We start from the raw sequence: 574 nt of genomic DNA, 5'->3' as shown, positions 1-574 counted from the left end.
TAAATGGACAGTTAATCGCCCAAATGTACGTCTTTGGCAATCACTTGCTGATGGATGGGAAAATTACCGAGCGTCGCCCCTGCTCTGCGGTCAGCAAAATAATGTTGCAGCGTTTCAATGACATTTTGGAACGCCAAGTCTTGCCAAGGGATATCTTCTTCGGCAAACAACGCACATTCTAGGCTCTCGATGCCCACGCCAAATTTGCCATCTTTGAGCGAGCCGATAAATATCATATGAATCTGTCCGATATCGGGTATGTCGTATAGACAATATAGCTCTAACCCACTGCCGATGGCTTCGGCTTCTTCAAAGCACTCACGATTACCGCCATCTTTCATGGTCTCGCCAAGCTCCATAAAGCCTGCAGGCAACGTCCAATAACCATGCCGCGGTTCAATCGCGCGGCGACAGAGCAAAACTTTATCTTCATGGATGAGTAAACAGCCATTGATAACTTTGGGATTTTCGTAATGGATGTAGCCACAAGACGGGCACACAATGCGCGGCAGACTGTCCATCGGCGGGATTTTGGTTTCGGCTAGATGACCACATTGCAGGCAGTAAGGCATGG

1 protein-coding gene is annotated in these 574 nt (G+C 48.4%); it reads right to left on the bottom strand.

The features are described from left to right. Window positions 1-11 precede the first annotated feature (11 nt). Window positions 12-572 (bottom strand): NUDIX hydrolase, encoded by a 561-nt coding sequence (locus tag GY683_RS08825; RefSeq protein ID WP_297288376.1) that lies wholly within the window; start codon window positions 570-572, stop codon window positions 12-14. Between the last annotated feature and the right edge of the window lie 2 nt (window positions 573-574).

It is taken from the genome of Moraxella sp., assembly GCF_024227015.1.
Classification (GTDB): domain Bacteria; phylum Pseudomonadota; class Gammaproteobacteria; order Pseudomonadales; family Moraxellaceae; genus Moraxella.
Note: the sequence above shows the minus strand (reverse complement) of the source record. Positions and strands in the feature narration are given on the sequence as shown.